Genomic DNA, 262 nt, shown 5'->3' with positions numbered 1-262 from the left:
CCATTTACTAAGGCAAATTTATGAGTGAACAGTCTGATCATAGCTTAGCTGATAAGACGCTAGTTATTTTTGATTGGGACGGTACGTTGATGGATTCAATTGGTCTAATCGTTGAGTCTATGCATGTGGCTGGAGAGGCGCATGGCTTTCACACGACTGATCAAGCAGTCAAAGACATCATTGGTCTTAGCCTGATGAACGGTATTGAGATTTTGTATCCACAGGCCAGTGACACGCAAAAGCTGGCCATTCAGCAAAGCTA

Annotated in this window: 1 protein-coding gene; it reads left to right on the top strand. The window is 43.5% G+C overall.

Annotation, left to right across the window (positions count from 1 at the left end; translation table 11 throughout):
• Positions 1-20: 20 nt before the first annotated feature.
• Positions 21-262 (top strand): HAD hydrolase-like protein (locus AAEY75_RS15735; protein WP_352260119.1); only part of this gene is annotated, 242 nt, incomplete at its 3' end.

It is taken from the genome of Psychrobacter sp. TB55-MNA-CIBAN-0194 (assembly GCF_040309505.1).
Lineage (GTDB): Bacteria > Pseudomonadota > Gammaproteobacteria > Pseudomonadales > Moraxellaceae > Psychrobacter > Psychrobacter fozii.
The sequence above is the reverse complement of the archived record's forward strand: the minus strand, read 5'-3'. Positions and strand labels throughout refer to the sequence as shown.